This is a genomic window from Flavobacterium chungangense LMG 26729 (assembly GCF_000735715.2).
Taxonomy (GTDB): Bacteria; Bacteroidota; Bacteroidia; order Flavobacteriales; family Flavobacteriaceae; genus Flavobacterium; species Flavobacterium chungangense.
This window is the reverse complement of record NZ_JASY01000002.1, coordinates 500,452-525,215: the sequence shown is the minus strand read 5'-3', so window position 1 is coordinate 525,215 and position 24,764 is coordinate 500,452. Positions and strand designations below refer to the sequence as shown.

The window sequence follows — 24,764 nt, the reverse complement described above, 5'->3', positions numbered from 1 at the left end:
TTAAAATTAATCTGGCTACTTTCTAATTTTATCCTCATTCTGTTTCACAAAAGCATCCCAGCCCGAATAACTTTTTCCGGCGACAACTTTTCCTGAATTGAAATGATGGCAGACCGCTGCTGCCAAACCATCAGTTGAGTCGAGATTTTTGGGTAATTCTTTTAAGCCTAAAAGTTGCTGGAGCATTTTGGCAACCTGCTCTTTACTGGCATTTCCGTTTCCGGTAATGGCCATTTTTATTTTTTTAGGTTCGTATTCCGTAATTGGAATATCTCTTGAAAGCCCAGCTGCCATTGCAACACCTTGTGCACGTCCTAATTTCAGCATAGACTGAACGTTTTTTCCAAAGAAAGGCGCTTCTATCGCAATTTCATCGGGATGATGCGTTTCAATTAATTCGATAGTTCTTTCAAAGATGATTTTTAATTTTTGGTAATGATTGTCGTATTTAGAAAGCTGCAATTCGTTCAACTGCAGAAATTCCATTTTTTTATTGGTGACTTTAATCAGTCCAAAACCCATAATCGTGGTTCCAGGATCAATACCTAATATGATGCGTTCTTTTGTCAAGAGATTTTTGTTTGGGTTACACAAAGTTCCTCTAAGTTAACACAGAGATTCACAAAGTTTTTTTAGTTTTCTCTGTGTGTCTTTGTGATTGCTTTGTGAATCTTTGTGAAATAGCTTTTTCGCAATAGTTTTCTTTACTTTGCGGTATGATTTCAATTCCTCACAAAGCTAAGCAATTCCTTGTTCTTGTGGCCAAACTTTTGATTGTTGGCAGTGCATTTTATTTTATTTACGATCAGCTGGCGAACAATGATAAACTGGACTGGCAGAAGTTCATTACCTTGTTTCGAAAAAATCAGTCGGTTTTGGGAGTTGGATTTATCTTGCTTTTAAGTGTTTTAAACCGCTATTTTGAAATTTTAAAATGGCAGAATTTAGCCAAAGTCATTTACCCAATATCTTTAGGAGAAGCCACAAAACAGGTTCTTGCGGCTTTAACCGCCGGAATTTTTACCCCAAACGGAGTTGGAGAATATGCCGGAAAAGCGTTGTATTACCCAAAATCTGAAGCTAAAAAAGTGGTTTTTCTGAACTTAATATGCAACGGGATACAAATGATTCTCACTATTATTTTTGGCATTTTTGGTCTGTTGTATTTCAATGCGCTGTACAATGTCATTACCACGAAAACAGTATTGATTTTATTTGGCGGATTTTTGGTGATCCTGATTCTATTGTTTTCAATAAAAAAGATAAAAGTCAAAGGATATTCAATTGAAAAACTAATTCATAAGATCAATGAGATTCCAAAACATATTCATCAGAAAAATATCTTTTTAGGTATTTGCCGTTATCTGGTTTTCTCACACCAATATTACTTTTTGTTTCTCGCTTTTGAAGTTCATTTACCCTATTTGACCTTATTGGCGGCCATCACTTCTGTCTATTTTTTGGCTTCTTCATTACCTACTTTTCAGTTTTTAGATTTTGCGGTAAAAGGCAGCGTTGCAATCTATTTCTTCGGAATTTTAGGTGTAAACGAATGGATTGTGGTTTTCATTAGTACACTCATGTGGCTTTTAAACGTGGTTCTTCCAGTAGTTTTAGGAAGTTATTATGTATTGAATTTTAAAACCAAAACAGCAGCATGAGTCTGATATTGTTCGTCATATTAAAAATTTATGTGATAACAATCGGCTTGCTGATTTATGGTTTTTTAAAAGTCAAAAAATATCAAAAATCAAATTTAGGACCCAAAACAAGTTTTACGATTATAGTTCCGTTTCGCAATGAAGCAGAAAATTTGCCCATACTTTTAGAAAGCTTTTCAAATCTTAATTATCCTGAAGATTTATTTAACGTGATTTTGGTTGATGATAGTTCTGATGAAAAGTTTCAGGTTTCAGGTTTCAGGTTTCAGGTTTCTGTGATTAACAATATTCGGGTTTCAAAATCTCCAAAAAAAGATGCGATTACAACTGCAATGCAGCATGTAAAAACCGATTGGGTAATTACAACCGATGCCGATTGTATTGTCTCTGAAAACTGGCTTTTGGCATTCGACAACTACATTCAGGAAAATGAAATCTCGATGCTTGCAGGAGCTGTAACGTATGAATGTAAAAACTCTTTTTTAGATCATTTTCAGCAATTAGATTTAACCAGTCTGCAAGGAGCTACAATTGGCAGCTTTGGACTTAGCCGGGCTTTTATGTGCAATGGTGCCAATTTTGCTTACACGAAATCATTGTTTGAAAAGCTAAACGGATTTGAAGGAAACGATAAAATTGCCAGTGGAGATGATGTTTTTTTATTGCAAAAAGCGATTGAGAGATTTCCAAAAGAAATTCATTATTTAAAAGCTAAAGAAGCTATTGTTCTCACAAAACCAACTGAAACCTGGAAAAGTTTATTTTATCAACGAGTACGATGGGCGGGAAAAACAAGTTCATATCAAAGTCTCTTTGGAAAGTTATTGGGACTGGCTGTCTTTCTTGGTAATTTGAGTTTTGTACTCGGATTTTTCTTTGTTTGTTTTGGGATTTGGTCCTATCCGGTTTTTGTTGTGTTTGCTTTTTTAAAATTTGTGACAGACTTTGTCTTACTTTATGTTACCAATCTTTTTTTGACTAAAGGAAAAATAAAAAGTTTGCTTTTGAGCAGTTTACTTTATCCTTTTTTTAGTACAACAGTGGCTTTGTACAGTTTGTTTGGTTCTTATGAATGGAAAGACCGCCGTTTTAAAATATAATTTTATTAGAATCCCGATGCCCTAGCCCAGATGGAAGCGACATCCTTTTTGTTTTTTCTTTAAAAACAAAAAGATACAGCGGACAGCAGGAATAGCTTCTTAGTTTATTTACTATCTTTTTCCTTGAGAATTACAGGTAAAATAAATTGTGATTTTACCGGAATTCCGCGTTTAATAGCAGGATTTACTTTTGGAAAATCGATCAATCGGGCACGAAGAATACTGTCTATTTTTATCGTATCATAAGTGGCTGAATCTTTAGGGAATTGCGGTTCAAATTTCAGGGTAGCATTAGGAAAAACAGTTACTTTGACTTCAATGGTATCTAATTCGGGATACAAAATTGAGAGTGTGTCGATGTCTAATTTTTCCTGAATAAGCTGTGACATGATTTCGAAAAAACATTGTTGACGCTGTTTTTTATCGTTAATCTTCTCACAATCTGCAACTGATGGATATTCGTCAACTTCTTGCCAGTTGATTGATTTTAATTCTTTTTGAAGTAATTCTTTTTCAGACGGAACCTGCTTGTCAAAATATTGACAAGAACTGAAAAATATAAAAAATAATAAAAGAAAATACGGCTTCAAGATTTTGATGTTGAATTGAACTATAAGGTATAAAAATACAATTATTTTTTTTGAGAACCTTCGTATTCCAGATATTCTTCATAGTTTTTATGATGAGTATTCTTTACTTGTACCCCACTATCTTTTCGTTCAAGAGACAAATAGACAATTAGGTTAAATAATTTTAAGTTCTATTTTTATTAATATTCTAAAAAGCATATTAAATTTTTTATCAAAAAATTTAAAACTTTTTTCTTGTTACATTTATATAGTGTACTTTTCTTTTAGCGGATTAATTACAGATTGCTTTCCCTTTATAGATAGATTGGAATATTATCTGAAAATAAAAAAATTAATTACAAAACATTATGGATCTACTATTGGTTTTACTTGGTTTTATATGTATGCTTATCGGAATTATGGGTAGCTTTTTACCTGTATTACCAGGCTTATTGAGTTGTTGGGTTGGATTATTATTGCTCTATTTAACAAAAGCAGTCGAAAATAACTATTGGGTTTTAGGAATCACTTTTATAATCATGGTAATAATCACAATTTTAGATTATATAATTCCTGCAAAAGGAACAAAACATTTTGGAGGCAGTTCTTACGGTGTTTGGGGAACTAATATAGGCTTAATAGTCGGCATTCTTGCACCCATACCTTTTGGAGTAATTATAGGACCTTTTGCAGGTGCATTTATAGGAGAAATACTGTATGATTCAAAAAATCATAAAAGGGCATTTAAGGCAGCAACAGGTTCGTTGATTGGGTTTTTAGCATCCAGTTTTATAAATTTTTTATTATGTGTAATTTATATGGGGCTGTTTCTTAATGTAATCTGGCAGAACAGAAGTTTCCTTTTTTAAACGTATAATTTACATTTAAGTTTTTTCTTATATTTTAAAACTTTACATCTAAAAAATAAAAATATTTTTAAATAATTATTACTTTATTTTAATAAGTAGCCTTTATATTTATTGATATTATCAATAAATGTTAATTAAACTACAAAAAAGGCAAAACAAAATATTTAACTTATTTTTTGGATATGTTAATTTATTTTATATTTTTATCACTATAAACGACAAAATACCACATTTAATCGGTTATTGACAGCATTTATTAATTAATCCAGTATACAATTATGACCCCAAATCTACAAATTGAACTACGCCGCTTTATCTCGTCCAATGTTATCTCAAAACTGAACAAATTTTACTTCGAAAATGATGCTTTATTAATTAAGGCTATCGACGTTTCGTTAGGAACTGTGTTAATGGGATGCTACAACAATTTTGATGAGAAAATATTAGAAGAAATGACTGAACTTGTTCAGGACTCAGCATTTTACAAAGAAGTCGATTTTGCTTCTTCCCGAATTTTATCTGTAGACGAAAATTACAAATTAGAAGGAAATCAACTCTTAGAACAGATTTTCACCAGTAAAAAAGCCAGAATTACCGAAATGATTTCGAATGAAGTTGGCATCAAAAGTGAAACAGCACGTGAAGTGCTGAATTTTTCTACTTTACTCGTTATTTCTTATCTGAAGTTTAATGCGGAAGTAACCACAAGTTTAAAATTACTTTTAGATGAACAAAAAAGAGATATACTGAACAGTATACCTCCTGGAATAAAAATTATTTTAGGATTTTCTTGTTATGAAACTGTAGAAGAAAAAAATAATTCGCGTTTTGCAAGATCAATTTTTAATCTATTTGGAAACATTTAATTTTATAAACTAAAATTAAATTTTCTCAATTGGTCTTTTCTTCAAAAGCTTCAATAAAACAGGGAATGTAGAAATAATTACAATGATTATGATAATGTATTCAATATGATGTTTCAGGTCAATTCCTTGTTTTAAAAACACTCCATATAGGTAATGGCCTGCGAATATCAATATAAAAGACCATAAAAAGGAACTCAAAATATTATAGAACATAAATTTCTTCTTATCCATAGAAACTATACCTGCCACAATTGGAGCAAATGTTCTGAAAATTGGTAAAAACCTTGCATAAATTATAGCCTTACCTCCATACTTTTCGAAGAAATCTTTCGATTGTAAGAGGTATTTCTTTTTGAACCAGAAACTGTCTTCTTTCTTAAACAAATAATATCCGCTTTTGGCACCAAACCAATAACCGGTCATATTTCCTAAAACACCCATGATTGCTACCAAAAACGATAGTAAAAAGACGTTTAGGAAATCATTCGGAATAAAAATCATATTTTCAATCAGTTCCCCACTATAAATTCCTGCTAAAAACAACAAACTGTCTCCAGGTAGAAAAAAACCCGCAAACAATCCTGTTTCTGCAAAAACAATAAACAATACAATATACAAACCTATTTGAATTCCGCCTATGCTTAAATTAATATAAAACTCAGGATTTATTAATTGAGACCAGTCAAAATTATTCATATACTATGGGGGTTTATTATTGAAATTATAAGGCTGTGAAATTAACAATAATTTAGTTTAACCACAATAAATTACGGTATTTTAAACATAAATTAACTATTAAAAAGCCCAGGCTTTAAACCCCGGGCCGTGAATAATTATTCTCTCTCGTATTTACAACAAGTGTGTAAATTATCATAATCTTTTTGAGTTGCTTTTACCTCTTTTGTATCGTGGCCTACCTTTGCAACTGCATTGTTTAAATCTGCTGTTGATGATTTCTCTTCATTTAAAATCACCGTCAGCTGATGTGAACTGATATCCCAATTGGCAGTTTTTACACCCGGCACACTAAATGCTGCTTTTTCAATTCGTTTTTTACATTGTTCGCAATTACCATTTACCTCTGTAGTGTATTTTAAATTTTTATTTTTTTTAGTTTGAGCCTGAGCTGAAAATCCTAAAAAAGTTACTAGTGCTATTAAAATTATTCTGTTCATTTTATTAAATATTAATGTTATTGATTTTTGAAATTGATATTGTAATTATTTTATTTTAAAACGCAATCCTGCATAATACATCTGCCCAAAAATTGGAGCATACGCTACAGAAGCATCAAAGTTAGAGCCAAAAGGATCATCAGCACCCAAAATTGCTTTTTTCTGTTTGTAATTTCCAATGTTTTCCCCTCCAATATAGACTTCAAAAACTGATGAAAAAACTCGGGTTATCTGCGCATTCATAACAGCATACGAAGGTGAAAAATCTGAAAATTGATCAGACACAGGATTTGATGCAGTATATGGTAATTGTTGTTTTCCGGACCAATTAAAGGTATAATCAAATTTCCATTGTCTGTCATTATTCAAATTAGTTTCGTATTCCAGGTTTCCTAAAAAACGATGTTTTGCCTGAAGTGGTCTCTGAAAAGTCCCTCTTAAATAATCTGTTTGAATATCATAATATTTGTACGCTGTTCGTAGATTCAAATTATGAATCAACTCATAGTTAAACTCTAATTGCAAACTATTTGCGAATGAATTTCCTTTTAAGTTATAGAACAAAACTTCCTGCGGACTTTGCATCAAATCGACAACGGCCTGATTTTGAAAATCAGTTCTGTAGATATCAAAACCTGCTTCAGCATTTTTATTGAAAAGTTTGAATTTCTGAGAAAAACTCAAACCATAGTTCCAGGCAATTTCAGGATTTAATCCATAAACTTTTCCGTTATTATCTAAAATTGAAAAAGTTCTTGAGCTAGCAAAAAGCTGTTGATTTTCAGCAAAAATATTTGCCGAACGTTTTCCTCTTCCGGCAGAAAAACGAAGAACCCCATCTTTCCAGGGATTGTAGCGAACATGAAGACGAGGTGTAGCAAAAAAACCCAACCGGTTATGATTATCTACTCTTGCTCCCAAAATCAGACTGAAATTATCCGCATTATCATAGGTGTATTCAAAAAATGCTCCAACAGAATTATCAATTCTACTATAATCGCTTATGTTAACAAATTCCTGATATTGATCATACGTAAAATTCAAACCCGTTGTAAATTTGTGCATTGTATTATTGATAATCGAATTGAAAATTAAATTCGAATAAAAACTATTCTGCTTAATATCATATTGATTTAAACCGAAATACGAATCTTGTTTATGACTATTAAAAGCATTTTGAAAACCAATACTTTGATATGGCATATCTTTAAAAACGTATCCAATTTTAGTAGAAACATCAAATCGTTCTGTATTGATTTCTGATCCCCAATAATTTGTTGTTCCACGATCTCTGTCTTTATCAAAATCCACTTCCCCAGTTTGTTTTTTATCATTCATATATCTGAAATTGATAAAACTTACCAAACCGCTTTCGGGATCATAATATTGATATCGGTTTAAAATATTGATTTGTTTTCCTAACGGATTATCCAGAAACCCGTCATCGTTCATATCATTTTTTGCCACGCGTGCATTTCCGTGCAGAAACAAACTTGTTGCCCACTTATCTGATAATTTTTTATTGAAGTGGGTATTCAATTCAAAACGGGCATCGGTAGATCCGTAAGCATTAAGAAAAAAGGGGATATCGTTTAGAGGCTTTAGAAGCTCTGTATTTATTTGTCCCGAAATACTTTCATATCCATTTATTACACTTCCGGCACCTTTTGTAATCTGAACACTTTCTATCCAGGTTCCGGGTGTAAATGACAATCCGTAGGCTTGAGAAGCACCGCGAACAGAGGGAATATTTTCTTCGGTAATCATCAAATACGGGCTTGTCAATCCCAGCATTTTTATTTGCTTTGTTCCCGTTAAAGCATCCGAAAAATTAACATCGATTGACGGATTGGTTTCAAAACTTTCTGCAAGATTACAACAAGCAGCTTTCAGTAGTTCCTTACTTGTAATAACAGTTGTATTAGCAGTAAGGCTATAGGATTTCTTAATTCCTTTTTGCTTTTTAGTTATTTTTACTTCCTCTAAATCCTCTTGCGAAAACACAGAAACAGAAAGCAAAATCATCATAAAAAGCATGATATTTTTTTGCATAAAAAAGATTTTAATGTTATTTAGAAATTCTGATTTAACGATTCTTAACAAAAAAGAAATATTAAAACAAGACAATTACAAGCCACAATAAAAGGGCTTGATTCTAAACATTAAAATCAGGAATAAAAAATGTATTGATTGTATAATTTGAATAAGGGGGGCGCATTTGCATCAGCATAATACGAAATAACCTGATTGTTTTTGAAATTTGGTACAGACAAAAAAGCAATTGGTTTATATTCCTTAATTAACGCTGAAAAAGCAAGTTGATAAAAGAACACCTTAACAGTAGCATTATCTGATTTCTTTTCAAATTTAACCACTTTGTCTTTACAACAAGAAGACTTTTTCTCTTTATCTCCGCAGCACTTTTTAACAGGAGATACTGTAGTACTTAATGAAACAGAAGCAATCTTTCCTCCGCAATAATGCACATCAAGAGCAAATCCAATGTTGGAAACCAACAATAGGAAAGCTAAAAATAGTCCTGTGCATTTCTTTAAATTCATACTGCAAAAGTATTTAAAAAGCCTTTAAAAACAATCTAATAAAATGTTATTTTTTGATATTTTGTTTCTGATAGTAAAAAGCAGGAATGAATAACAGTACAAATATGGGCTGAATAATAAACCTTCTCACATAAAAAAGTAACCAATTTGCCTTTGGAAAATAAGTTATAATTATAAAAAACATCCCAAACAATACCAATAAAAAAAATCCATACATAAAAGTGCTGAATTTTAACCCCTCGAGATCCCTAAATAAAACATAAATAAGCATTAATGATAAAAGGGTATTAAAAAAATAACGAAAGAAAAGTCCATAAAAAAGTTTAAAAACATCTACTTCAGGAAATGGTGCATTTTTAAAATTGGATTCAAAATAATTCAAAAAAGGATCATAAAATAATTGACTTTCAAAAGCCCTTATTCCTATAAAACACAATACAATCAATGTTGCTATTAGAATTTTAGCTTTATGTTCATATATTTTACTTAGCATACTTTGAAAATTTATTAATCCAAAATATCCATAATAAAAAAACCAACCCGTAAATAATTAAAGGAAAAAGGACTCCGTGCAAAATATGCACATTTTCCGGAAAACGATATATTAAAACGGTTAAAATAGCGATTCGAATCACATTCAAAATATAAATACAAAGACTTCCTGCCAAGATGAATAATACAGTTGCTTTAAATTTTCCTGAAAAAGCAATTACAAAAGAGACAAACAGAATAAGCACGCTTACCGCATTACAGCCTTCCACAATTCGAACTGTACGTTTTTTATTATACCAAACTTCCAGAAAAGGAGATAATTGGTTTTTTTGAATTTTGATATCACAATTAAACAAATTCATTATTTGTTCAACATTTCGACCAACAATATTTGTAACTGCATCCACATCATTCGCTTCAAAACTGTTTAAATAAAGCTTATACACTAAAGTAAGTACAATATAAGCGAAAAAAAAAGTACCTATAAAAAGAAGGAAAGGTTTAAATTGTATTAAATATTTTTTCAAAAGATTTTTTTTTCAAATTTATATATTTTTTGAGTTCAGCTTTAAATACTTTTGTATAAATATTTAAATTATGACATTTCAGGAATTACAACCCAAAGTAAGTGCTATTGTAGCTGATTCAAATAAGGACAGAGATGATAAATTATTAGCAATCTGTCAATTACTAAACACAAATATAGAATATTATAACTGGGTTGGCTTTTATTTTGCCAATCATGAAAACAAAACCTTGCATTTAGGACCCTATGTTGGTGCCGAAACAGATCATACCGTAATTCCTTTTGGAAAAGGGATTTGCGGACAAGTTGCCGAAAGCAACGCTAATTTTGTAGTGCCCGATGTAAAGGCACAGGATAATTATATTGCCTGCAGTTTTACTGTAAAATCTGAAATAGTGGTACCATTATTTGTAAACAGTATAAATATCGGTCAGATCGACATTGACAGTCACGTGATTGATCCTTTCACAGAAGCTGACGAGAGGTTCCTTGAATTTGTAAATCAAGAAGTTGCTAAATTATTCTAGAAGCCCTATTTTTATATAAAAATAGACCTGAATGCAAAAAAACATCTTCATAGTATTTCTTCTTTTAGTTTCAGCAAACCTACTTGCACAAATTAACATGGTCTCGAAAAAATTTTTTCTTGATTCGTTAAATTGTGAAGCTAAACCAGAAAACTATAGTTACACTCGGGTAATTACCAATTATTCTCAAAAAAGTGTCAGATACGTTGTTACTGATTTTTATAAAAACGGAAGAAAAAAAATGACAGGCGCAACCTTAGACAGAGATTTTTTGAAAAAAGATGGGGAATTTATCTATTATTACAAAAACGGCGCAAAGGAATCGGTTGTAAATTATTCTGAAGACCATAAGTCTGGTAAAGAAATTAACTGGTACGAGAACCAAAGTAAAAAGTCTGAAAAACAGAACCTATGGGATCCTAAAAAGAAAACATCACAAACCTTAATTCTTAATTATTGGGATGAAAACAATAACCAAACCGTAATTGACGGAAATGGTGAATATGAAGAAACAGATAAATTTGTAACACAAAAAGGAACTCTTAAAGACGGACTAAAACAAGGTGTGTGGACTGGAAACGATGCTTTACGTAAAATTTCATTTACCGATAATTATGATCAGGGAATTTTAATTTCAGGATTTAGCATAGATGAAAACAATATTAAACTTTCTTATTCTTCTTTAAACGAGAAACAAACTGGCAAAAAAGTTCTCAAATCAAATAAGTTTTAATTTGAAAATCAATCTTAGAACTAATGACAAATGATTGGATTTAAAATAAAACTGTCTTAAAATCAGCAAAAAAGAATTATTTCCACCTGAAATTGACTAATTATTAAAATTTTCAAAGTTTAAATTTATTTTTTCAGAAAAAAAGATGTAATTTTGCACCCGTCTTACAAAAGCTGTATGACATACATAAAAATCATTAAATAATATTGGAATGTATTTAACTAAAGAAAAGAAAGAAGAGATTTTCGCACAACACGGTGGTGCAACAAACACAGGTAGTGCAGAAGGTCAAATTGCATTGTTCACTTACAGAATTTCACACTTAACTGAACACTTGAAAAAAAATCGTCACGATTACAACACTGAGCGTTCACTTGTACTATTAGTAGGTAAAAGAAGAGCTTTGTTAGATTACTTGAAAAAGAAAGAGATCAACAGATATCGTGAGATTATCAAAGTATTGAATATCAGAAAATAATCAATATAGAAAAGAGGTGCGAAAGTGCCTCTTTTTGTTTTTACAAGACACAAGTCTGACAAGACTTGTTACAAGAAAAAAAGTTTGGTTTTTCATTGGGTTTTAGAATACAACAACTACACACAACAACAACTACAACACAACTAAAACCCATTGTATAATCAAAAAGGAAAAAATTATGATTCCACAATTATTTGTAGAAAAAATCGATTTAGGTGATGGCAGAAGCATCACAATCGAGACAGGACGTTTAGCTAAACAAGCTGACGGTTCTGTAGTAGTTAGAATGGGCGATACAATGATTCTTGCAACAGCAGTTTCAGCTCGCACCAGCAACCCAGGCGTTGATTTTTTACCGTTAACGGTAGATTACCGCGAAAAATTTGCAGCAGCAGGTCGTTTCCCTGGAGGTTTCTTTAAAAGAGAAGCACGTCCAAGCGACAGCGAAGTATTAACAATGAGATTAGTTGACCGTGTATTGCGTCCGCTTTTCCCAGATGATTACCATGCTGAAACACAAGTTATGATTCAGTTGATGTCTCATGACGAAAATGTTATGCCAGATGCTTTAGCTGGTTTAGCTGCTTCTGCAGCATTAGCAGTTTCAGATATTCCATTTTACAACTTAATTTCTGAAGTTCGTGTTGCACGTATCGACGGAAAATTAGTAATCAATCCAAGCAGAGAAGAATTAGAAAAATCAGACATCGATATGATGATTGGAGCTTCTATGGATTCTGTAGCAATGGTTGAAGGTGAGATGAAAGAAATTTCAGAAGCTGAAATGATCGAAGCTATTAAATTCGCTCACGAAGCTATCAAAGTTCAAATTCAGGCACAATTACGTTTACAAGCTGCTTTTGGTAAAAAAGAAATTCGTACTTACGAAGGTGAGAAAGAAAACGAAGAAATTTACAAAAAAGTAAAAGCTGCTGCATACGATAAAATTTATGCTATTGCAAAAGTTGGTTCCGCTAAACACGAAAGAGGTGCTGCATTTGCTGAAGTAAAAGAAGAAGTAAAAGCTCTATTTACAGAAGAAGAATTAGCTGCTGACGGTGATTTAGTTGGTAAATATTTTTACAAAACAAACAAAGAAGCTGTTCGTAATGTAGTTTTAGAATTAGGAATTCGTTTAGATGGCAGAAAAACTACAGATATCAGACCAATCTGGTGTGAAACTGATTATTTACCAAGAGTTCACGGATCTTCTTTATTTACACGTGGAGAAACTCAGGCTTTGGCTACAGTAACTTTAGGAACATCTAGAGAAGCGAATCAAATCGATTCTCCATCTGAGCAAGGTGAAGAGAAATTCTACTTGCACTATAACTTCCCTCCTTTCTCTACTGGTGAAGCAAAACCACTAAGAGGAACTTCAAGAAGAGAAGTTGGTCACGGTAACTTGGCTCAAAGAGCTTTAAAAAATATGATTCCTGTAGATTGTCCTTATACAATCCGTATTGTTTCTGAAGTTTTAGAATCTAATGGTTCTTCTTCTATGGCAACAGTATGTGCCGGAACAATGGCTTTGATGGATGCTGGAGTTCAAATGGTAAAACCAGTTTCTGGAATTGCTATGGGATTGATTACTGATGGAGAGAAATTTGCTGTTTTGTCTGATATTTTAGGTGACGAAGATCACTTAGGAGATATGGACTTTAAAGTAACCGGAACTGCTGATGGTATTACTGCTTGTCAAATGGACATTAAAATTGATGGTTTACGTTATGACATTATGGAGCAGGCTTTGGCTCAGGCTCGTGATGGACGTTTACACATTTTAGGAAAATTAACTGAGACAATCGCTGCACCAAGAGCAGATGTAAAAGCTCATGCGCCAAAAATCATTACCAGAACTATTCCTGGAAACTTTATTGGAGCATTAATTGGACCTGGTGGAAAAGTAATTCAGGAATTACAAAAAGCTACCGGAACAACTATTGTAATCAACGAAGTTGATGAGCAAGGTGTTATCGAAATCTTAGGTACAGATCCTGCAGGAATTGAAGCGGTATTGGCAAAAATCCAATCTATCACATTCAAACCTCAAATGGGAGAAGCTTACGAAGTTAAAGTAATCAAAATGTTAGATTTTGGTGCTGTTGTAGAATATACTGCTGCCCCAGGAAACGAAGTATTGCTTCACGTATCTGAATTAGCATGGGAACGTACTGAAAACGTTGCTGACGTAGTTAAAATGGGAGATGTATTCCAAGTAAAATACTTAGGAGTTGACCCTAAAACTAAAAAAGAAAAAGTGTCTAAAAAAGCACTTGTTCCTAGACCTCCACGTGAGGAGAAAAAAGAGTAATCAGATCTTAGTTTACTAAAGGTTTATTCATAGAAAACCCCAAATTCAATAAATGAATTTGGGGTTTTTCGATTAAATACGCTTCTTTTTATTTCTTAAACTGCCAGTTAAAAAAAGGAAGTTTACGCTTTCCATTTGTATTCCAAAGCCCAAATTGCACTCCTCGCAATTCTTTAGAATTATTAAATAATCCGAGCTGAATTCCATTATGTTTTCTTGAAACGTTTGAAATTCCAATCTGAACTCCGTTACCGAAATCCGACAAATTGGCCAGGCCTGAAATACTCACGCCTGCAAAACTTTTAGTATTTAATATCCCGCCAACAGAAAAACCATTCATTTTATTCATCCCTGAAAATATTGAAATATTGATTCCTCTCACTTCTGCCCCTCCCATAAAACCACCCGAACTCACATTTAATCCATTTACTTTTATATAACTTTTTATGTTGTCATCAAAAAAAGCGACATTACTTATAACATTATCATTAATCCCCACAAATAATGACTCAAATGGAACATTTATAGAAAAAGAAATGAGAGCTAATGATATAGGACTCGCCTCAATATTTAACCCATTAATTACCTGAAGTCGAATGTTTTGATTTTCAAAATGACCAGCACCCAGAGCAAAACCATTTACTTTATTAACTCTTTTAGAAATTGGCGACAAACTGAAAATTTTAACGCTGTCATTTCTTAAATTATTATCAGATTTCCATCTGAAATAATCCAGCTTTATTTCTTTTCCATCTAATACTGCAGAAGAATCTAAAGCAATATTGTTTACCTGTGTATGATCTGTCACTTTTGAAAAATTATGCTGTCCAAAACTCAATACACTGAACATTATTATAATTAAGGTATATTGACATCTTCCTGGTTTTAAAACTCCTTTTTTATTTAATGTTTTCATGATTTTTTATTTTAATTACGCATTAAAACCTTTTTTAATTATAAAATTCAGGCTTCCCCATTTTGTGTAAATGCTTAAAATGCGAAAACATCATTTCAAATAAGGTCTTATGATGATAAGGCTGTTTGTATTCTTTTGTAGTTTCTTCGATTATCTCATTTATTTCACTATAATTAGTATGACAGATATTAGGAAAGAGATGATGTGCCGCATGGCAATTTGACCCACCACTTAAAAACCTTGCCCAACCTTTATTGGCATCCCAATCACAACTAGTGTATAATTGATGAACCGCCCAGGTATGCTCAAGAAATTCTCCTTCAGGCTGTGGATAATCTGCTCCATCAAAAAAATGCGTCCCCACAAGCATTATAATAAACACCATCGATGTAAAAGCACTAGCGGTTAGAAAAGTCAACACAATAAAAGTCCAGGAAAGGTCAGCGTACAATAACGGAAGCACTAACACTAAAGAAAAATAAAACACTTTATACAGTAAAAATCTAAAGTATAATTCAGCCTTTGAAACTCCTCGTTTCATCCAGTTGTATTCATCTGAAAACAAATACACCCAATCGCTCATAAAAACAGAATGCAGTAAAGTAAACATATAAACAAATGGCGCATAATATGCCTGATATTTATGCTTTGGTTTCCAGGGATGCGTTGGGCTCAGCCTCAAAAATGGATTTTTATCTATATCAATATCACTCCCTTCAACATTTGCATACAAATGATGTGACCGAATATGCCTTAATCCCCAAAGTAAAGGATCAATTCCTACTGTCAGAAAACTAAAAAAGTGTAAAACTGAATTTGCTTTTTTATTTCTGAATGCCGTATCATGAGACGCATCATGTCCAAAACTAAATCCGATCAATAATCCTGACAATTGAAAAACCACATATAAAAGCCAAAAAATAGTTTTATCAATGTTCAAGAATAACAACGAATACGACGAGTAGCAGATTAGGGTCCAAAACAAACCTTTAAACCAAAATCTTGCACCTCCATGCGAAACGGTTTTATCTTTGAGTTTATCATTAACTTTTTCTTTTAAAGCAAGAAAAAAGAGTTTTTCATCTGCCGATTTATTGAAATATTTAGCTTTCATAATTATAGATTATTTTAAAATTGCAGAGCAAACCTATTGCAATTATCACATCTGGATTTGCGAAAACTAATAAAAGTATTTTCTATATTTGTGATTATCACAAATTATGAAACATCAGGAATCTTTTTTAAAAGCAATTAGAAGTAAAGTTTCTAAGTCTGAATCGTTAATAGATGAAATCGCTGCTATCCTGGAAATCAGTTACGATGCATCACACCGAAGAATCTCCCAAAAGAGTAAATTCTCTATCGACGAAACCATTAAACTAGCTAGTCATTATAATATTTCTTTGGACAATTTATTTTTGAAAAAAGAAAAGGTCATTGTCGAAAAAACAATTGAAATTGAAACCTTAAAGGACATGCTGCAGTATTTTAAATCATCTGCTGAACAGATAGCATTGTTAACCAAAAATCCAAAAACAACCTTGTTTTATTCCGCGAAAGACATTCCGCTATTTTATTTTATGGATGGTACAATTTTGTCAAAATTTAAGGCTTTTGTATGGTTAAATCTTTTAAACACAAACCAGAAAAAAGTTGCTTTTGAAAATTTCGTAATCGATGAATCTTTTTCGGAATACATGCAAACACTAAAAAAAACATATGAAAATACTAGCGTAAATGAAGTTTGGAATGACACTACCATTAACAGCAGTTTACAGCAAATTTTATACTTTTATGAATCAGGACTACTGAATCTAAAAAGTGCAAATGCATTATGCAAAGACTTAAAAAGGATTGTAAATTTAATTCAGGAAAAATGCAATGCTTCTAATACTAATTTTGCCCTCTATTATAATGAACTCATATTGTTAAATAATAACATGATGATAGAAACTCCTGAAAAACTCACCATGTTTGTTCCATATACACTGCTAGGATACTTTATTACTGATAATGAAGAAAGCTGTAAGAATGTACATCAGTTTTTTAAACAGCAAATTATCAATTCAAAACCTTTGGGACAATCCGGAATTAAAGAACAGAACCTATTCTTTAACAGAGCAATACGAAAAATAGATCATTACCAGGAAAGGATAAATTCTGAAGTTGATTTATTATTTTAAAAATATTTTTTCTTCATCTGTAACTTTTTTGCATCTTCTTACGTATAACCATTTGTACACTTTAAAAAAATAGGGAGACAACAACATGAGACAACTTAAAATTACCAAGCAGGTAACCAATCGTGAAACTGCATCGTTAGACAAATATCTACAAGAAATTGGAAAAGTTGACCTAATTACCGCCGATGAAGAGGTAGAATTAGCACAAAGAATAAAGGCTGGTGATCAAAGAGCATTAGAGAAATTAACAAAAGCCAACCTACGTTTCGTGGTATCTGTGGCTAAACAATATCAAAATCAAGGATTAACTCTTCCTGACTTAATTAATGAAGGAAACTTAGGATTGATTAAAGCAGCTCAGCGTTTTGATGAAACCCGTGGATTCAAATTCATTTCTTACGCTGTATGGTGGATTCGTCAATCGATTCTTCAGGCTTTGGCAGAACAATCACGTATTGTTCGTTTACCATTAAATAAAATCGGTTCTATCAATAAAATCAACAAAATGTATGCGCTATTAGAGCAATCTAATGAACGTCCGCCTTCTGCTGAGGAAATTGCAAAAGAACTTGATATGACTGTAAATGACGTAAAAGAGTCTATGAAAAACTCCGGTCGTCACTTATCTATGGATGCACCTCTTGTTGAAGGTGAAGATTCAAACCTTTATGACGTATTACGTTCGGGAGAATCTCCAAACCCTGACAGAGAATTAATTCACGAATCTTTACGTACTGAAATCGAGCGTTCATTAGAAACATTAACTCCAAGAGAAGCAGACGTAGTTCGTTTGTATTTTGGTCTTGGCGACCAACACCCGATGACTTTGGAAGAAATTGGAGAAACTTTTGACTTAACCCGTGAGCGTGTACGTCAGATTAAAGAAAAAGCAATCCGTAGATTGAAACACACTTCAAGAAGTAAAATTCTTAAAACCTACTTAGGTTAAACAATATTTGTTTCACGTTTAAAGTTTCAGGTTATTTTTTGTAACTTGATACATGAAATATGAAACCTTTGTAACGCAAACAACAGTTTGATTGACTGTTCGTTTTTTGATTGATGATTGAAACTCCGGCTGATTACCGGAGTTTTTTATTTTTTATAATTACCTTTGCAAAAAATAACACATCACAACTAACAACAATGAAAAACACTCTTATTGCTCCTTCTGTACTTGCAGCTGATTTTGCCAATTTACAGCGTGATATCGAAATGATCAACAACAGTCAGGCTGACTGGTTTCATATTGATATTATGGATGGAGTTTTTGTTCCGAATATTTCTTTTGGAATGCCAGTTTTAGAAGCCATTGCTAAACATGCAAAAAAAACCATCGATGTTCATTTAATGATTATTGATCCGGATCGATACATTAAAACTTTTGCAGATTTAGGAGCAAATATCCTAAGTGTACATTATGAAGCCTGCACTCATCTGCACAGAACTCTTCAGGCAATTAAAGCTGAAGGAATGAAAGCAGGAGTTGCAATTAATCCTCACACAAATATAGATTTATTAGAAGATGTAATCAATGATATTGATTTAGTTTGTATAATGAGTGTAAATCCTGGTTTTGGAGGTCAGTCGTTCATAGAAAACACTTATGATAAAGTAAGAAAACTAAAAGCATTAATTAACCGTAAAAATGCTTCAACACTAATCGAAATTGACGGCGGTGTAACCAATAAAAATGCCAAACAATTAACAGAAGCAGGAGCTGATGTATTAGTTGCAGGAAGCTTTGTTTTTAAAGCAGAAAACCCAACATCAACTATTGCCGATTTAAAAGTCCTTACTGCTTTTTAAGTTTTTTAAATTAGGAAAAAAATCAATTCCGGTCATTTTTTCTAAAGTTTCAACTGAAACTACAAATTCATAAATTCCTTTTTGACTTTTTTCATTCGGAATTAAAAAAGCAATAGCCTTATGTTCCTTTCCTGATTTAGTCACAACAATTTTATAAAAATATTTAGGAACAGAAACCTCTTCTGTTCCTATTTTTATATCAGAATCTTTCAAAACTCCTCCCGTCACAACGTATACATCATTATATTTTTCTGCCCAATAACGAACTTTGTTTTCTAAGCGATTCCATACACCGCTATTAAATTCATGATTCTGAGGCGAAATATTCGAAGTATAAAATGTATCGTCATATGCTTTTTTATCAAATTCCATGTCTCCTGCAGGACAAAGATGCCCTTTATCGTATCCGGATTTTTTATAATTTCTCCAATCTGCCGAGCCAGTTGTTACCTTCGGGTCTTCAATAAAATAAGGTCTTTTGAAATCATTATTTTTCAAGTACTCTTTTTTCAATTCGTATGCTACCCATTCTGCCTGCTCAAATTTTTCATTATATGACAATGTGTAATAATCGTGTTTTACAATTTGCTTTGTTGTAGAAGTAGGTAAATATGCGATTGTATAACCCGCTTTTGAAACATCTTGTATTGAAGTAACAAAAGTATTTTGTGCCAACAGTGTTTCTTTTTCGTTTTTCTCTTTTTTACAAGAGACAATAAATAGTGTGATTATAAATAAAACGAGTATTTTTTTCATATTCAATGATTATATTTTTGAAAAAAAGCTCCATAATTTTAAAAAATATGGAGCTTTAATTATAGATTCAACTAATTTTCAAAAAATTATGATTTAACCAGTTTATCTTTTTTAATTTTAGACGAATTAGTTTGTCTATTAAGATTGGTTTTAGCCTGTAAATCATCTAATACGTTCAGAGCCTCTTCAACATAAACATCTTTTGCCAAAGCCTGATGCCAGGCTTCTCTTTTTTCTTTTAAAGAAGCGTCATTAGCAATTTCAGCATTTTCATAAGGCAATGATTTAAAAACTAAATTATTTTTATAATCAGCGATTGGTTTATATTTCTTGCCTTCGCTTTCTACTTGCTCTTGTGTTGCTTTAAAACTTTTAATATTTAAACTATAAGTATTTTCTTTGTTTTTAACATCAATCCATTTTGCATTATCTTCAATTAATTTAAATTGAGGATTTTGAGCAATTCTGTTTTTACTATTAAGGATCGCCTGATTAAAATTTTCATTTGAATTCCACATAGTATAGTTTGCAGGATCTATTTTATCCCAAGGCATTGCATTATCCATATCGCGTTCACCCATTTTTAAATAAGCATAACGATCCGGCATAACAACATCACTTTTTACTCCTTCTAATTGAGTTGAACCACCATTAATTCTGTAGAATTTTTGGGCTGTTGCTTTTAATGCTCCAAAATCTCCAAACTCACTATTACGGACAAACTGATTTAAGTCGATAACTGTTTGCACTGTACCTTTACCATAAGTTTGTTTACTGCCAATGATAACACCTCGCTTGTAATCCTGTATTGCTGCTGCCAATATCTCAGATGCCGAAGCAGAGAAACTATTTACCATTATTACCAAAGGTCCATCCCATTCAATTTTTTTATCCTTGTCATATAAAACCTCTTTCTTTTTCCCCGCAGATTTTACCTGAACAATTGGGCCTTCTTCAATAAATAATCCAGCAATATCAACTACAGTAGATAGTGATCCTCCACCATCATCACGCACATCAAGTACAATTCCGCTGATGTTTTCTTTTTTAAGTCTTTCAACTTCTATTGCGATATCTTTACCGGCATCTCTACCATCTTTATTTTCAAAATCAATATAAAATTTAGGTAAATAAATTACACCATATTTTAATCCATTTTTTTCAACAATACTTGATTTTGCATATGTTTCTTCGATTTCTACAACATCTCTAATGATTGAAATAACTTTGATTGTTCCATCTACTTTTTTTACAGTAAGCCTTACTTCTGTTCCTTTTCGCCCTTTAATTTTTTTCACTACATCATCAAGACGCATCCCTACTACATCTACAGGCTCTTCATTACCTTGCCCTACTTTTATGATTAAATCACCCGCTTCAAGCTGTTTTCCTTTCCATGCAGGCCCTCCTGAAATTAATTCATCTATTTGAGTAAAGTCATTTTTCTTAGTCAAACGAGCACCAATTCCTTCTAATTTTCCACTAATATTTACATCAAAACGATCTTTTTCCTCTGGTGCAAAGTAACTTGTATGAGGATCAAAACGAGTCATAATTGAATTGATGTAAACCGAGAACCAGTCGCCTTTGTCCAAATCTTTTATGTTCCCAAAAGACTCATCCAAAGATTTTAAAGAACTTTCACGTGTTTCTTTTTCCAAAGCTTCAAACGATTTTATTTTATAAGCCGGATCACTTTTCTTTTTATCTTCCTCTAATTTTTGTTTTGTTACTAAAGATGAAAGAGTTGAGAGTTTAATTTGTTTTCTCCATCTTTCATTTATTTCAGCTGTATTTTTTGCATACGGAATCGTCTCATAATCTGCATTAAAAGTCTCATCTATATTATAATTGAATGGCTGTGCTAAAAGAACTTTATACCTTTTTTTACTTTCTTCCATACGCTTCATTAATCTCGCATAAGTAAGATTAAAAAATGTCAAATCTTTATTAATAAACTGATCATCCAGCATTAATTCATATTGCTTAAATTCATCAATATCAGATTGCAGGAAAAAACGTTTTGAAGGATCAAGCGCTTCAATATAATCCTTAAAAATTCCTTTTGAAAATTCATCATCTATAGGTGGCGGATTATAATGTCCTTTTTCTATAACAAAGGCCAATAACTCCAAAAGCATTTTGTCTTTATTTGGATCCGGATCTATGGTTTTATCTGCATTTACTTTGAATGCAAATAAAGTTACAGACAAGCATAATACGGCTATGAGGATTTTATAATTTCGTTTCATAAATTTAATAATAGCATTCATCAATTTTTTAATCTAAGTTATGGTAAAAACCAAGCCAAAAAAGCCAAGTCTACTATAATTTTTTGTTAAAGATATGAAAATCTTTGAATCGCAAAAAGCTTAGATAAGTTAGTTGACAAATTTTAGTTCATTTGTTACTATTCTAAGAAAATCTGTCCCTACATTTGTCTTCAAAATCTTATATTCACAATAATTCTTACCATGAAAAACAAAAAGCCTTTAATATTAGTAACAAACGATGATGGCATTTCAGCTCCCGGAATTAGAACTTTAATTGATGTTATGGCAACTATTGGCGAAGTGATTGTGGTTGCACCAGACAAGCCTCAAAGTGCTATGGGACATGCCATAACTATCAACAATACTTTATATTTAAATAAAATATCAAAAGAGAACGATACTATTACAGAATATAGCTGCTCAGGAACTCCTGTAGATTGTGTAAAACTTGCAGTAAATGAAATTTTGAAGAGAAAACCTGATTTATGTGTGTCCGGAATAAATCACGGCTCAAATTCTTCTATAAATGTAATTTATTCAGGAACTATGAGTGCCGCTGTTGAAGCAGGAATAGAAGGGATTCCGGCTATAGGATTTTCATTACTAGATTATAATTGGAATGCTGATTTTGAGCCAGCCAAAACATTTGTGAAAAAAATAGTCTTAGAAACCCTTGAAAAAAAATTACCTCATGGTGTTATTTTAAATGTTAATTTCCCGAAGTTAAAAGAAAAAGAAATCAAGGGCATTAAAATCTGCAGACAGGCAAAGGCCCTCTGGGTAGAAAAATTTGACAAACGACAAACGCCTTTTGGAAAGGACTACTACTGGCTTTCAGGCGAATTCGTAAATCAGGATAAAGGAGATGATACAGATGAATGGGCATTAGAAAATGGATACATTTCTGTTGTTCCTGTTCAATTTGACTTAACTGCACATCATGCAATTCAACAACTAAACACATGGGCTCTAAATGAATAAAAAGGACATATTTACAGGCTTTATTATTGGGATTTTCACTTCTTTATTTGGAAGTTATTTGTTCATTACCTTTTTTACAAAATTTGATCTTTCTACTGGAATACAAACAATTAAAGAAAATGGATATTTAGGAAAAGTCATCACATTAGGCACAACTTTGGATCTTATCGTTTTTGCGGTTTTATTGAAAAAAGACAAAGAGTTTATGGCAGGCGGAGTCATTTTAGCAGTGATTGTTTTGGCAATTTCAACTTTATTGACTTAAGTTATATCTTTGCATTACATTTTTCACCTTCATTAAAATTCAGGTGATTATTCAAGAAATACTATCTACTCATGAAATACTACATTATTGCAGGTGAAGCCTCTGGCGATTTACACGGTTCTAATTTAATGAAAGCCTTATATGAAGAAGACCCCAAAGCTGAAATTAGATTTTGGGGAGGAGATTTAATGCAAAAAACAGGCGGGACTTTAGTAAAACATTATCGTGAATTGGCCTTCATGGGATTCATAGAAGTGGTTTTTAATTTAAAAACCATTTTAAATAATATTAAATTCTGCAAAAAAGATATTTTAGAATTTAAACCGGATGTCATCATTTTTATTGATTATCCGGGATTCAATATGCGAATTGCAAAATGGGCAAAAGCATTACATTATAAAACTCATTATTACATTTCTCCTCAAATTTGGGCCTGGAAAGAAAACCGAATTACTGCGATAAAAAATGATGTAGATAAAATGTTTGTAATTTTGCCTTTCGAAAAAAGCTTTTACGAAGATAAACATGAATTTCCGGTAGAATTTGTTGGGCATCCTTTAATTGATGCGATTCACAACCAACCTGTTTTTGACGAAACTATCTTTAGGAAAGAAAATCAATTGAGTGACAAACCAATTGTAGCAGTTTTACCCGGAAGCCGCAAACAGGAAATTACCAAAATGTTAAGCGTAATGTTAAGCGTTGTTGATGACTTTAAAGAGTATGAATTTGTAATTGCAGGTGCGCCTAGTCAGGATTTTGATTTTTACCAACAGTTTATTTCGAATAAAAACATCAAATTTATTTCGAATAAAACATATGATTTACTCCGATCTTCAACAGCTGCTTTAGTAACCTCAGGAACAGCAACTTTAGAAACTGCACTTTTCAAAGTTCCGGAAGTTGTTTGCTATAAAGGAAGCTGGGCGTCCTATCAAATTGCAAAGCGCATTATAACCTTAAAATATATTTCACTGGTAAATTTAATCATGGATGAAGAAGTAGTAACCGAATTGATTCAAAATGAATGCAATACAAAAAGAATTAAAGACGAATTACAAAAATTACTAACACCGGATTATCGTCAGGATCTTTTAAAGAAATATGATGTCTTAGAACAAAAACTTGGAGGAATTGGAGCCAGTAAAAAAACTGCTAAACTTATAGTTGAAGATTTAAAAAAACAATAAATTTTATCGTTTTGAAAAAGGCACTATTTCTAATCCTATTTTCTATTTTGTCAGTATCATGCAAAACAGGTTCAACTAATGTTAGTAAGGAATCTAAACATGAAACAAAATACATTGTAAATAATTTGATTGAAACTGCTACTGATAATATTGGCACTCGTTACAAAGCTGCCGGAACTACCAAAGCAGGTTTTGACTGTTCGGGATTAGTATATTCTACTTTTGAAAAAGAAAACATAAAACTACCCAGAAGCTCTTATGAACAATCGAAGATTGGAAAAATAATCAAAATTGATGATGCCAAAAAAGGAGATTTAATTTTCTTTAAAACCAATAAAAGCAAACAAATTAATCATGTTGGACTCATAACAGAAATCAACCGTGAAGAAATAAAATTTGTACATTCCTCTACGTCAAAAGGAGTAATTATTTCTTCAACAAAAGAAACTTACTATAAAAATTCATTTACTCAAATTAACAGGATAGTTGAATAAGCTTAAATAAAAAGTATTTTTCTTAC

General features: G+C 32.0%; 27 protein-coding genes. 15 read left to right on the top strand and 12 right to left on the bottom strand.

All coding sequences use genetic code 11. From position 1 onward, the window contains the following. Nucleotides 1–15 precede the first annotated feature (15 nt). A complete protein-coding gene (ruvC, locus tag JE46_RS05490) occupies nt 16–570 on the bottom strand; it encodes a crossover junction endodeoxyribonuclease RuvC (RefSeq protein ID WP_031454255.1) in 555 nt (184 codons plus the stop codon). Between the two features lie 146 nt (nt 571–716). Between ruvC and JE46_RS05485 the strand changes: the two genes are divergently transcribed. Together JE46_RS05485 and JE46_RS05480 are read left to right on the top strand one after the other, a co-directional pair. Then, on the top strand, nt 717–1,661 hold the full coding sequence (locus JE46_RS05485; RefSeq protein WP_031454254.1) for a lysylphosphatidylglycerol synthase domain-containing protein: 945 nt from the start codon (nt 717–719) through the stop codon (nt 1,659–1,661). Continuing rightward, entirely contained in the window at nt 1,658–2,761 is a 1,104-nt protein-coding gene (locus tag JE46_RS05480; RefSeq protein WP_031454253.1) for a glycosyltransferase family 2 protein, read from the top strand. Before JE46_RS05485 ends, JE46_RS05480 begins: the two co-directional genes overlap by 4 nt. Nucleotides 2,762–2,865: 104 nt before the next feature. Here JE46_RS05480 and JE46_RS05475 read toward each other — a convergent pair whose 3' ends face one another. After that, entirely contained in the window at nt 2,866–3,351 is a 486-nt protein-coding gene (locus tag JE46_RS05475) for a hypothetical protein (protein WP_031454252.1), read from the bottom strand. Nucleotides 3,352–3,698: 347 nt separating this feature from the next. Between JE46_RS05475 and JE46_RS05470 the strand changes: the two genes are divergently transcribed. Continuing rightward, the gene (locus JE46_RS05470; RefSeq protein ID WP_031454251.1) at nt 3,699–4,199 is read left to right on the top strand and encodes a DUF456 domain-containing protein; all 501 of its coding nucleotides are present in this window, start codon (nt 3,699–3,701) and stop codon (nt 4,197–4,199) included. Between the two features lie 278 nt (nt 4,200–4,477). Then, entirely contained in the window at nt 4,478–5,065 is a 588-nt protein-coding gene (locus tag JE46_RS05465; RefSeq protein ID WP_031454250.1) for a DUF937 domain-containing protein, read from the top strand. Nucleotides 5,066–5,080: 15 nt separating this feature from the next. Here the strand turns inward: JE46_RS05465 and JE46_RS05460 are convergent, their stop codons facing one another. The 6 genes from JE46_RS05460 to xrtF all read right to left on the bottom strand — a co-directional run bounded on the left by JE46_RS05460 (nt 5,081) and on the right by xrtF (nt 9,820). Continuing rightward, nucleotides 5,081–5,761, bottom strand: coding sequence for a DedA family protein (locus JE46_RS05460; protein ID WP_031454249.1), 681 nt, complete (start codon nt 5,759–5,761; stop codon nt 5,081–5,083). Between the two features lie 137 nt (nt 5,762–5,898). Continuing rightward, nucleotides 5,899–6,240, bottom strand: a complete 342-nt coding sequence (locus tag JE46_RS05455) for a heavy-metal-associated domain-containing protein (RefSeq protein WP_031454248.1) — start codon at nt 6,238–6,240, stop codon at nt 5,899–5,901. A gap of 45 nt (nt 6,241–6,285) precedes the next feature. Beyond that, on the bottom strand, nt 6,286–8,292 hold the full coding sequence (locus tag JE46_RS05450; RefSeq protein WP_031454247.1) for a TonB-dependent receptor plug domain-containing protein: 2,007 nt from the start codon (nt 8,290–8,292) through the stop codon (nt 6,286–6,288). A gap of 116 nt (nt 8,293–8,408) precedes the next feature. Continuing rightward, nucleotides 8,409–8,801 carry an HYC_CC_PP family protein gene (locus JE46_RS05445; RefSeq protein ID WP_031454246.1) on the bottom strand — a complete coding sequence of 131 codons (393 nt, stop codon included), beginning with the start codon at nt 8,799–8,801 and terminating at the stop codon, nt 8,409–8,411. A gap of 46 nt (nt 8,802–8,847) precedes the next feature. Beyond that, the gene (locus tag JE46_RS05440) at nt 8,848–9,294 is read right to left on the bottom strand and encodes an exosortase F system-associated membrane protein (protein WP_031454245.1); all 447 of its coding nucleotides are present in this window, start codon (nt 9,292–9,294) and stop codon (nt 8,848–8,850) included. Then, nucleotides 9,284–9,820, bottom strand: a complete 537-nt coding sequence (xrtF, locus tag JE46_RS05435; RefSeq protein WP_031454244.1) for an exosortase family protein XrtF — start codon at nt 9,818–9,820, stop codon at nt 9,284–9,286. The genes JE46_RS05440 and xrtF overlap by 11 nt, the downstream gene beginning before the upstream one ends. A 70-nt stretch (nt 9,821–9,890) precedes the next feature. Between xrtF and JE46_RS05430 the strand changes: the two genes are divergently transcribed. The 4 genes from JE46_RS05430 (at nt 9,891) to JE46_RS05415 (ending at nt 13,871) form a co-directional block, all read left to right on the top strand. After that, nucleotides 9,891–10,346, top strand: a complete 456-nt coding sequence (locus JE46_RS05430) for a GAF domain-containing protein (protein ID WP_031454243.1) — start codon at nt 9,891–9,893, stop codon at nt 10,344–10,346. Nucleotides 10,347–10,377: 31 nt separating this feature from the next. Then, the gene (locus JE46_RS05425) at nt 10,378–11,079 is read left to right on the top strand and encodes a toxin-antitoxin system YwqK family antitoxin (RefSeq protein WP_031454242.1); all 702 of its coding nucleotides are present in this window, start codon (nt 10,378–10,380) and stop codon (nt 11,077–11,079) included. Between the two features lie 211 nt (nt 11,080–11,290). Then, the gene (gene rpsO, locus JE46_RS05420) at nt 11,291–11,557 is read left to right on the top strand and encodes a 30S ribosomal protein S15 (protein WP_007804772.1); all 267 of its coding nucleotides are present in this window, start codon (nt 11,291–11,293) and stop codon (nt 11,555–11,557) included. 178 nt (nt 11,558–11,735) lie between these two features. Further along, complete coding sequence (locus JE46_RS05415; protein ID WP_031454241.1) at nt 11,736–13,871, top strand: polyribonucleotide nucleotidyltransferase; 2,136 nt, start codon at nt 11,736–11,738, stop codon at nt 13,869–13,871. An 88-nt stretch (nt 13,872–13,959) separates the two neighbouring features. On the opposite strand, the gene JE46_RS05410 is transcribed toward JE46_RS05415, so the two are convergent. Further along, nucleotides 13,960–14,787 (bottom strand): LA_2272 family surface repeat-containing protein, encoded by an 828-nt coding sequence (locus JE46_RS05410; RefSeq protein ID WP_031454240.1) that lies wholly within the window; start codon nt 14,785–14,787, stop codon nt 13,960–13,962. Between the two features lie 34 nt (nt 14,788–14,821). Further along, nucleotides 14,822–15,901, bottom strand: coding sequence for a fatty acid desaturase family protein (locus JE46_RS05405; protein WP_031454239.1), 1,080 nt, complete (start codon nt 15,899–15,901; stop codon nt 14,822–14,824). A 106-nt stretch (nt 15,902–16,007) separates the two neighbouring features. On the opposite strand from JE46_RS05405, the gene JE46_RS05400 reads away from it, so the two are divergent. From JE46_RS05400 to rpe, 3 genes are all read left to right on the top strand, one after another. After that, on the top strand, nt 16,008–16,970 hold the full coding sequence (locus JE46_RS05400) for a hypothetical protein (RefSeq protein ID WP_031454238.1): 963 nt from the start codon (nt 16,008–16,010) through the stop codon (nt 16,968–16,970). An 85-nt stretch (nt 16,971–17,055) separates the two neighbouring features. Then, nucleotides 17,056–17,919: a sigma-70 family RNA polymerase sigma factor gene (locus JE46_RS05395; RefSeq protein WP_007804760.1), complete on the top strand. Its 864-nt coding sequence runs from the start codon at nt 17,056–17,058 to the stop codon at nt 17,917–17,919. 197 nt (nt 17,920–18,116) lie between these two features. Beyond that, nucleotides 18,117–18,779, top strand: coding sequence for a ribulose-phosphate 3-epimerase (rpe, locus tag JE46_RS05390; RefSeq protein ID WP_031454237.1), 663 nt, complete (start codon nt 18,117–18,119; stop codon nt 18,777–18,779). Here the strand turns inward: rpe and JE46_RS05385 are convergent. Both JE46_RS05385 and JE46_RS05380 read right to left on the bottom strand, forming a co-directional pair. Further along, nucleotides 18,756–19,535, bottom strand: coding sequence for a DNA/RNA non-specific endonuclease (locus tag JE46_RS05385; RefSeq protein ID WP_031454236.1), 780 nt, complete (start codon nt 19,533–19,535; stop codon nt 18,756–18,758). The two genes, rpe and JE46_RS05385, sit on opposite strands and share 24 nt — an antisense overlap. A gap of 86 nt (nt 19,536–19,621) precedes the next feature. Next, nucleotides 19,622–21,808: a carboxy terminal-processing peptidase gene (locus JE46_RS05380; protein ID WP_031454235.1), complete on the bottom strand. Its 2,187-nt coding sequence runs from the start codon at nt 21,806–21,808 to the stop codon at nt 19,622–19,624. A 201-nt stretch (nt 21,809–22,009) separates the two neighbouring features. Here JE46_RS05380 and surE point away from each other — a divergent pair, with 201 nt between their 5' ends. The 4 genes from surE (at nt 22,010) to JE46_RS05360 (ending at nt 24,738) form a co-directional block, all read left to right on the top strand. Further along, the gene (gene surE / locus JE46_RS05375; RefSeq protein WP_031454234.1) at nt 22,010–22,789 is read left to right on the top strand and encodes a 5'/3'-nucleotidase SurE; all 780 of its coding nucleotides are present in this window, start codon (nt 22,010–22,012) and stop codon (nt 22,787–22,789) included. After that, nucleotides 22,782–23,054, top strand: a complete 273-nt coding sequence (locus JE46_RS05370; protein WP_031454233.1) for a hypothetical protein — start codon at nt 22,782–22,784, stop codon at nt 23,052–23,054. The genes surE and JE46_RS05370 overlap by 8 nt, the downstream gene beginning before the upstream one ends. 71 nt (nt 23,055–23,125) lie before the next feature. Continuing rightward, nucleotides 23,126–24,244, top strand: coding sequence for a lipid-A-disaccharide synthase (gene lpxB / locus JE46_RS05365; RefSeq protein ID WP_031454232.1), 1,119 nt, complete (start codon nt 23,126–23,128; stop codon nt 24,242–24,244). An 11-nt stretch (nt 24,245–24,255) separates the two neighbouring features. Beyond that, nucleotides 24,256–24,738 carry a C40 family peptidase gene (locus tag JE46_RS05360; protein ID WP_031454231.1) on the top strand — a complete coding sequence of 161 codons (483 nt, stop codon included), beginning with the start codon at nt 24,256–24,258 and terminating at the stop codon, nt 24,736–24,738. Nucleotides 24,739–24,764 lie beyond the last annotated feature (26 nt).

Coding starts and splice junctions, on each gene's coding strand:
- JE46_RS05485 (WP_031454254.1), top strand. CDS start 717: ATGATTTCAATTCCTCACAAAGCTAAGCAATTCCTTGTTCTTGTGGCC.
- JE46_RS05480 (WP_031454253.1), top strand. CDS start 1,658: ATGAGTCTGATATTGTTCGTCATATTAAAAATTTATGTGATAACAATC.
- JE46_RS05470 (WP_031454251.1), top strand. CDS start 3,699: ATGGATCTACTATTGGTTTTACTTGGTTTTATATGTATGCTTATCGGA.
- JE46_RS05465 (WP_031454250.1), top strand. CDS start 4,478: ATGACCCCAAATCTACAAATTGAACTACGCCGCTTTATCTCGTCCAAT.
- JE46_RS05460 (WP_031454249.1), bottom strand. CDS start 5,761: ATGAATAATTTTGACTGGTCTCAATTAATAAATCCTGAGTTTTATATT.
- JE46_RS05455 (WP_031454248.1), bottom strand. CDS start 6,240: ATGAACAGAATAATTTTAATAGCACTAGTAACTTTTTTAGGATTTTCA.
- JE46_RS05450 (WP_031454247.1), bottom strand. CDS start 8,292: ATGCAAAAAAATATCATGCTTTTTATGATGATTTTGCTTTCTGTTTCT.
- JE46_RS05445 (WP_031454246.1), bottom strand. CDS start 8,801: ATGAATTTAAAGAAATGCACAGGACTATTTTTAGCTTTCCTATTGTTG.
- JE46_RS05440 (WP_031454245.1), bottom strand. CDS start 9,294: ATGCTAAGTAAAATATATGAACATAAAGCTAAAATTCTAATAGCAACA.
- JE46_RS05430 (WP_031454243.1), top strand. CDS start 9,891: ATGACATTTCAGGAATTACAACCCAAAGTAAGTGCTATTGTAGCTGAT.
- JE46_RS05425 (WP_031454242.1), top strand. CDS start 10,378: ATGCAAAAAAACATCTTCATAGTATTTCTTCTTTTAGTTTCAGCAAAC.
- rpsO (WP_007804772.1), top strand. CDS start 11,291: ATGTATTTAACTAAAGAAAAGAAAGAAGAGATTTTCGCACAACACGGT.
- JE46_RS05415 (WP_031454241.1), top strand. CDS start 11,736: ATGATTCCACAATTATTTGTAGAAAAAATCGATTTAGGTGATGGCAGA.
- JE46_RS05410 (WP_031454240.1), bottom strand. CDS start 14,787: ATGAAAACATTAAATAAAAAAGGAGTTTTAAAACCAGGAAGATGTCAA.
- JE46_RS05405 (WP_031454239.1), bottom strand. CDS start 15,901: ATGAAAGCTAAATATTTCAATAAATCGGCAGATGAAAAACTCTTTTTT.
- JE46_RS05400 (WP_031454238.1), top strand. CDS start 16,008: ATGAAACATCAGGAATCTTTTTTAAAAGCAATTAGAAGTAAAGTTTCT.
- JE46_RS05395 (WP_007804760.1), top strand. CDS start 17,056: ATGAGACAACTTAAAATTACCAAGCAGGTAACCAATCGTGAAACTGCA.
- rpe (WP_031454237.1), top strand. CDS start 18,117: ATGAAAAACACTCTTATTGCTCCTTCTGTACTTGCAGCTGATTTTGCC.
- JE46_RS05385 (WP_031454236.1), bottom strand. CDS start 19,535: ATGAAAAAAATACTCGTTTTATTTATAATCACACTATTTATTGTCTCT.
- JE46_RS05380 (WP_031454235.1), bottom strand. CDS start 21,808: ATGAATGCTATTATTAAATTTATGAAACGAAATTATAAAATCCTCATA.
- surE (WP_031454234.1), top strand. CDS start 22,010: ATGAAAAACAAAAAGCCTTTAATATTAGTAACAAACGATGATGGCATT.
- JE46_RS05370 (WP_031454233.1), top strand. CDS start 22,782: ATGAATAAAAAGGACATATTTACAGGCTTTATTATTGGGATTTTCACT.
- lpxB (WP_031454232.1), top strand. CDS start 23,126: ATGAAATACTACATTATTGCAGGTGAAGCCTCTGGCGATTTACACGGT.